Raw genomic sequence first — 6,688 nt, 5'->3', positions numbered from 1 at the left:
GGTTGGGTACGAGCTCACTGTCTTCCCGATGTGACAAGTGCTAGCTAAACACTCATCAAGAAGAGATACAAGGTTGGGTAGAGCGTAGCGAAACCCAACGAACCTGCAATACCCACGCCGCCAATACCCCAGCATTATATATTTGAAAACGTAGGTCGGATAAGCGAAGCGCCATCCGACACAGTAACTTATTTAAATTTCGGCGAATATAAACAGCTAATTAATTATGATGTATGAAGTCAAGATTTTACCCTGGCGACTGGCGACTGGCGACTGGCGACTGGCGACTGGCGACTGGCGAATCAAGGCAGGTATTGTATAGGATGGATTACAATCATGATAAAAATTCAAACAATCGGCAAAGACGATTTTCTTTGTTATAGCCTTAAGCAGCTTTCACAAGCAATTAACAAAGTAGTTGGTTGCCATACTTCAGTTAAGCATCGCCTGAAAAAGAGTTCTGGGCGTAATTAAAGATACCTATACTGAAAAAGTATTCGAAATAGAAGAGTTGTGGCGATTGCACCTAATATAATCAATAATATTGAGTTCAATCAGTAGCCTATTTATACAAATATGTTTTAATACATGCAATTAAACATTTGGATTAAAAAAAATGAGCTTCATAAAAAAATCAATCTTAGCACTATCAATGCTTTCATTGGCAGCTTGCATGTCTACTCAGCCACCTGTTATAACAATGGAATCAAATGAAGTTTATCAATTTGACGATGATGCTAGCTTTGCATTAAATGTGGCTCAAATGACACGTAAAACCGCCGGTTTGTCAGATGTAGCGTTACCAGAAGAAGCACAATTCAAAGCAAATCGCGCATTAGTTGGGGCGGAGTACGCTATGTCTTTCCTAACTGGTGGCTTAATTGATTTAGCTGGGAGCATGGGTGCTCAATCAGAGGCAGACAGAGCCTTTAATTGGAAACCTATGCTTGTTTTTTTAGGTGATTTAGATAACCCAAATGTTGATGCTGATGCAGTAAAAGTTGTAGAAGCTGAATTAACAAAAACTTTTGAAAACATCGAAAATTCTAATTACATTGGCATTATGAGGCTCAGTGCTGACGGCAGAGATAACAACTTTATGTTTATGTTTGATGGAGCGCTGTGTGGTAAGACAGGGCAGCCAAAATTAAAGTATGATCTTGCTAATGCTCAGGGCAATTCATTAACGTAAAACGTGAATACGAAGGCTCATGCTCTACGCCAGTAAACGTAGAAGTAACTGGAAAGGTAAACTATCAGGGTGAGCAAAAAAGTGTTATTACAGTAACCTTCCATGGAGGGTATGCAGGTTTTACTGATATGGCTATTGCTACTTCAGGTTTTGCGGTAGTACCACAAACATTCGGTCGTTGGGGTAGTGGGGTTAAATACACTGTTCCAGCCCCTTACGTAATCCATAACAACACAATGCATTTATTCACTAAAGAAAATTCTTCCTTTAAATTAAACTAATATTTTTCTAAATTAGTTATTCATTTTACTCTAGTTGCCAGCCTACTAAGGCTGGCATTTTTTCATCCTAACGAATATCAGCCGCCTTCCTCACTACCAAGTGTAAACCCGAACTCACAAATTTGTGGACGCGGGTACTTTGAACAATCCAGTGGTTCGTTCATTTTTCCTTAATAGCCTTTGCTCCCTCAGCTGCATTGCTTGTTCTTTGTAGAGTCCTTTCAGTGGGTGTCTCTCTGTATTCAGTGTTTTCATACCTACCACCAGCGCTCAAATCATCTTGATTCGACTCGGGTATTAAATTTGACTCAATCATTACGCCAATCTATTCACTCAGATCTATTTGATTGAAATCTAGTAAGAAAATCAACGTGACACCCATCCTAAATTCTTTAATTAAGGTTGACGTTTAGTTTGATTTTTATAACCCAAAAAACGCGGCATAAAGCCGCGCCTACAAGTATAACATCAACCCTGTAGGCGTTATTTTACCTGGTGTGTAGTCAAATTAGGAAACCAAAGGGGGTCAAAGCTTGACTCCAGTCATCAAAATTATTGACTGCTTATTTATCCCTCGATCATGCTTTCACTTAACCAAAATACTTAATAATTAGCATAAAAAAAGCGTTGCCCTTGAGCAACGCTTTTCTGTATTTGTCTAATAGCTGGTAGCTAATTTACCCAACCACTAGCTTACTCTGCCGCTAGCTTATTCTGCTGCAAGATAATCCAAAACCACTTGATGATGATCTTTAGTTTTAAACTTATCAAATAGGTGTTTAATTTTACCGTCTTGGCCTACTAAAAACGTTAGGCGATGAATACCATCGTACTCTTTACCCATAAACTTTTTGTAGCCCCATACGCCAAATGCTTCTGCAATGGCGTGATCTTCATCGGCTAACAGGTCAAAATTAAGCTCTTTTTTAGTTTCGAAGTTTTTAAGGCGCTTAATTGGATCTGGGCTAATACCTACAACGCGGGTGTTAAATTTAGCAAGCTCAGCTTGTTGGTCGCGTAGGTTTTCGGCTTGTACAGTACAACCCGGCGTTGACGCTTTAGGGTAAAAGTACACAAGCACTTGTTGCTCTTTTAACAGCTCACTTAATGTTACTGTTTCGTCGTTTTGGTTTTGTAGGCTAAAAGCGGGTGCAGTATCGCCAGCTTGTAATGGACTAATTGTGTTCATGTTTAGCATCCTTAACGAATTCGTTTAAAAATATAATCTACGTTTAGCGTGTGAGAAAGGCTCTCAAAACTAATTTTAAATTGATCTATATCTACATCAACAGGTATGTTGAATTCAAGTTCACAACGCATTTTAATGTTGTCTTCTTGGGAATAAGTGTCTGACTTAAGTGAGCAAATACTAATATTATTGTCGGCAAAAAAGCGCGTTACTTTGCTCAGTGTACCGGGAGTGTCTATGCCAGTGTATTCTAGTGTGTAACCTGCACAAAACTCCTCAGGAGTATGACTCGCTGTGCGCTTCATCATGGTTAGTAGACCAAGTTCCATGGCTTTAGTGGGCAGTACGTGCTCTATGCGGCTTATTGCCGACATGTCACCGCTGAGTAACATTATAAAGGTAAACTCGCAGCCTAAAATTGCAATGCGGCTGTCAATAATGTTGCAGTGGCAATCGCTAACCAGTTGGGTTAGTTCGCTTACAATACCGGGTCTGTCTTCGCCAATCGCTGTTAAAACAATTTGATGATTTGAAAATGTAGTCATGAGTTCAAATACCTTGTTACTTGAATTATATCAACCGAGTTGGCAACACCAAAAATACACATGAGAGGTTGCACGGCGGCGAAGTTTAACACAAAAAGGGCTCTAAACTACAGCACACGCTAATTAAGCGCTTTTAAAGTACGGTGTTTCTTGTTTTTACTGGCACGGGAAAGTACCATAGCTAAAATTTGCTTATTTGTGCTTAGTTTTATCGCTAAGTTGAAGTACTGAACTTTATTGCATTTAGGCAGCCAAATAATAAATGTAAAGTTAATATTGATTTTACACTGAACCAAATCGGCATTACCCACTCATATATTTGTTAAAACAATTAAAGGGTTTGCTAAGGAGAAATATCTGTGCAGTATTGGATCCCAAAAGCACTTGCAGTAAGTGTATTGGTAAGTTTATCAGGGTGTAGTGTATTTACTAATCAAGCACATGACGAGCGTAACTATCGCACGCATGAGCCTGTAAAAGCACCAGCGTCGTTATCTCAACCAGCTCAAGACCCAGTTTATAAAATGGACGTAGGTCAATACGACAATAATCCTGAAGCTACAAATTACCGCCCACCGGCACAAGTATTAACAATTGCAAAAGGCAGTTGGGTAGAAGAAGCAGATAAACAAGCGCGTATTTATTTTGATAAAAACGATGGCATTGCTGATTTAGATGAGTTTCTTTGGGACACAATTCAATCGGTACTTGCTGAGAATAATGCAGGCACAATTAAAGAAGATAAGCTACTAGGTACAATTGAAACCGATTGGTACTCAATCATCAAAACAGAAGAAGGTTTTTGGTGGTGGGGCGATGAAATAAACGATGACTTAGAAAAATTTAGATTCACTATTGAAGAAAAATCACATCAGCGTACTGCGTCTTTACGTGTAGAGCTGATTGATTTTAAAGGTGATAAAACGCTAACTGATTTACTTAAGCAGCAGTTAGAAGTACGTGCGCTTAACCAAGTAGTGAGCGAGTTTGATTACCGTTACCGTCAACTTGAAGTTGATATGCGTAAACGCCAAGGTATTATTTCTCTTGAAATGGGCTTTGATAACAAAGGTAATGCAGCACTTGTAACTGAGCAATCTTACGAAGCTGTGTTTGACCGTTTTTCTGGATTTTTAGAGCGCTTGTCGTTCACTATTGTTGAAATTAACCCTGATACTGGCTTAATTACTGCTGATTATACTAAACCTGAAAGTAGTGTGTGGGATTCAATTTGGGGTGATGAGGTAGCTCAACTACCGATTGATGAAGGCCAATACCAAATTTTAGTAAGTAAAACTAAAGAAGGCGGTACTAGCTTAACGTGGATGGATGACAAAGGCGAAACGCTTGAACCAGGTACTATGAATGGTTTACAAGAAGCACTAGAAGCAGCACTCATTCAGCGCGGCATTAAAATTTAAATAATAATAAGTTTTACCACAAAAAGAGCGCTATGCTCTTTTTGTGGTTTTTATAGGTTAAAAAATATGTCTCAGCTACCTGAACGTTCACACTATACGTGGCGCACTTGGTTTACTTTTTTGGTTCCTTCGTTAATTGGTGTGTTTTTATTTATGACGCCGATTAGTACCTCGCAAGGGATGACCATTCCTATTGCTGTTATGGCAAAAGCAGTTCAAGCAATGATGCTTGGTTCTGGTCAAGCAATTATTACTCTCATTATTTGTATTACAGGGGTTCTTTCTGTAATTACTAAAGTATTTAAACCCGCCGCTATATGTAATTCACCTTTGCTAAAGCATTTATTTGACGTGAGCTGGATATGGTTAGCTGTGCGCTTATTCGGTATGGCGTTTGGTTTAATGACGTACTTAAGTTTAGGCAGCGAGATGATTACCTCGGCCAATACTGGCGCGCTGGTATTAAATGACTTACTACCAGTGTTGTTTTCGGTATTTATTTTAGCGGGCTTATTACTGCCGCTACTAATTAACTTTGGTCTACTAGAGCTTGCTGGTACGTTAATGACTAAAGTAATGCGCCCTGTATTTGGCGTACCGGGTAGAAGCGCGGTTGACTGTACTGCATCATGGTTAGGCGATGGCAGTGTAGGTATTTTGATGACTGCAAAGCAGTACGATCAAAAACACTATACACAACGCGAAGCGGCTATTATTGGTACTACGTTTTCAGCGGTTTCAATTACGTTTAGTTTAGTGGTGCTTGGACAAGTTAAACTTGAATACCTATTTGCTCCGTTTTACGCAACGGTATGTTTAGCCGGTATTGTTGCCGCTATTATTGTGCCGCGATTACCACCACTTCGCTTTAAAAAAGATTTACTAATTGATGGCACTGAACCAGATAGAGACGCTGAGACAATTCCGGGCCATAAAACTTTATTTAGCCATTCGCTAGATGTTGCATTAGCTAAAGCTGATAACTCAACAGGTGTTAAAGGCACTATAAAAGAGGGCGTACACAACGCGCTTGATATGGTATTTGGTGTACTGCCTGTGGTTATGGCCGTAGGTACATTTGCACTGATCATTGCTGAGCATACGCCTATATTTGAGTATTTAGGCATGCCATTTGTGCCATTTTTAGAGTTATTGCAAATCCCAGAAGCGGCAGCCGCGTCACAAACTATTATGGTTGGTTTTGCTGATATGTTTATCCCATCAATATTAGCAGCAGGTACAATTGAAAGTGATGTAACGCGCTTTATTATTGCAGCAATGAGTGTAACTCAGCTTATTTATATGTCTGAGGTGGGCGCACTTTTACTTGGCAGTAAAATACCAGTAAATATTTTAGAGTTATTTATTATATTTATTTTGCGAACGCTAATTACTTTACCTGTTATTGCGCTGATGGCGCATTGGTTAGTAGGCTAGGTTTAGCACGTATTAAAAAGCCCTGATTAATCAGGGCTTTTTTGTGTTTGTTGTATTTTTTATATTGGCGCCGGACTTTTTAAACTCCGTTTTTGCAGAGAGTTTAATCAGCGCAATATTACCAATAATAATGGCAAAAACAACGGCGAAAATTATTACAATATGCCAAGTTTGCATCGCAGTATCACTTAATCTTTAGTACTTTAAGTGTGACCGCTTTACGCTGTAACAGCAATTAAATAACTCAAAACACAATCAATAACGTTAAAAACGTCTAGCTACCGAAAGCGTTAAAAAGTTAAGCCCTGGGTTTGGCTCTTTAAAGCCCGCGTTTGAATAGTGAATTACTCTAAGGGCAACATTGGTGTGGCCAAAGTCGGCAACAAGGCCTATGCGGTCTTCAAACTGGTAGTGAGTACTTATGTTTTTACCGGCGAACTGCGTTTCATCAATCAGTGATACACCAATCCCTGCTTCTACATAAAATGGGGTGTTGTTAAAACTGAAGGCAGGAAATTGCAGCACAGGTGACATAGCAAGTACTCATAGGTTAGACATTAAGAGAGAATTGGATTCAGGCCGCATTTTAATCGTCCTTTTTCTTTATCTCTTTTTGGGTTCGC

General features: G+C 39.3%; 6 protein-coding genes and 1 pseudogene. 3 read left to right on the top strand and 4 right to left on the bottom strand.

Features of this window, described 5'->3' with window-relative positions; translation table 11 throughout:
* Positions 1–673 precede the first annotated feature (673 nt).
* Positions 674–1,192: a hypothetical protein gene (locus GQR55_RS20275; RefSeq protein ID WP_240916929.1), complete on the top strand. Its 519-nt coding sequence runs from the start codon at positions 674–676 to the stop codon at positions 1,190–1,192.
* Between the two features lie 990 nt (positions 1,193–2,182).
* On the opposite strand, the gene bcp is transcribed toward GQR55_RS20275, so the two are convergent.
* Positions 2,183–2,662: a thioredoxin-dependent thiol peroxidase gene (bcp, locus tag GQR55_RS19445; protein ID WP_007375925.1), complete on the bottom strand. Its 480-nt coding sequence runs from the start codon at positions 2,660–2,662 to the stop codon at positions 2,183–2,185.
* Between the two features lie 11 nt (positions 2,663–2,673).
* On the bottom strand, positions 2,674–3,207 hold the full coding sequence (locus GQR55_RS19440) for an ACT domain-containing protein (RefSeq protein WP_166421896.1): 534 nt from the start codon (positions 3,205–3,207) through the stop codon (positions 2,674–2,676).
* Positions 3,208–3,566: 359 nt separating this feature from the next.
* Between GQR55_RS19440 and bamC the strand changes: the two genes are divergently transcribed.
* Together bamC and GQR55_RS19430 are read left to right on the top strand one after the other, a co-directional pair.
* Positions 3,567–4,628 carry an outer membrane protein assembly factor BamC gene (gene bamC, locus GQR55_RS19435; RefSeq protein ID WP_166421895.1) on the top strand — a complete coding sequence of 354 codons (1,062 nt, stop codon included), beginning with the start codon at positions 3,567–3,569 and terminating at the stop codon, positions 4,626–4,628.
* Positions 4,629–4,694: 66 nt separating this feature from the next.
* Complete coding sequence (locus tag GQR55_RS19430) at positions 4,695–6,065, top strand: YjiH family protein (protein ID WP_166421894.1); 1,371 nt, start codon at positions 4,695–4,697, stop codon at positions 6,063–6,065.
* Between the two features lie 30 nt (positions 6,066–6,095).
* Here the strand turns inward: GQR55_RS19430 and GQR55_RS19425 are convergent, their stop codons facing one another.
* Together GQR55_RS19425 and GQR55_RS19420 are read right to left on the bottom strand one after the other, a co-directional pair.
* A complete protein-coding gene (locus GQR55_RS19425; protein ID WP_166421893.1) occupies positions 6,096–6,242 on the bottom strand; it encodes a DUF2897 family protein in 147 nt (48 codons plus the stop codon).
* An 87-nt stretch (positions 6,243–6,329) separates the two neighbouring features.
* A pseudogene (locus tag GQR55_RS19420) lies at positions 6,330–6,620 on the bottom strand (acyloxyacyl hydrolase); the annotation flags it as partial.
* Positions 6,621–6,688: the final 68 nt, after the last annotated feature.

This window comes from Pseudoalteromonas sp. Z1A8 (genome assembly GCF_011378855.1).
Taxonomy (GTDB): Bacteria; Pseudomonadota; Gammaproteobacteria; order Enterobacterales; family Alteromonadaceae; genus Pseudoalteromonas.
This window is presented reverse-complemented; position numbering and strand designations above follow the sequence as displayed.

Bases quoted from the DNA above. Each gene is read 5' to 3' on its own strand.
- GQR55_RS19425 (WP_166421893.1), bottom strand. From the start codon at position 6,242: ATGCAAACTTGGCATATTGTAATAATTTTCGCCGTTGTTTTTGCCATT.
- GQR55_RS20275 (WP_240916929.1), top strand. From the start codon at position 674: ATGTCTACTCAGCCACCTGTTATAACAATGGAATCAAATGAAGTTTAT.
- bcp (WP_007375925.1), bottom strand. From the start codon at position 2,662: ATGAACACAATTAGTCCATTACAAGCTGGCGATACTGCACCCGCTTTT.
- GQR55_RS19430 (WP_166421894.1), top strand. From the start codon at position 4,695: ATGTCTCAGCTACCTGAACGTTCACACTATACGTGGCGCACTTGGTTT.
- GQR55_RS19440 (WP_166421896.1), bottom strand. From the start codon at position 3,207: ATGACTACATTTTCAAATCATCAAATTGTTTTAACAGCGATTGGCGAA.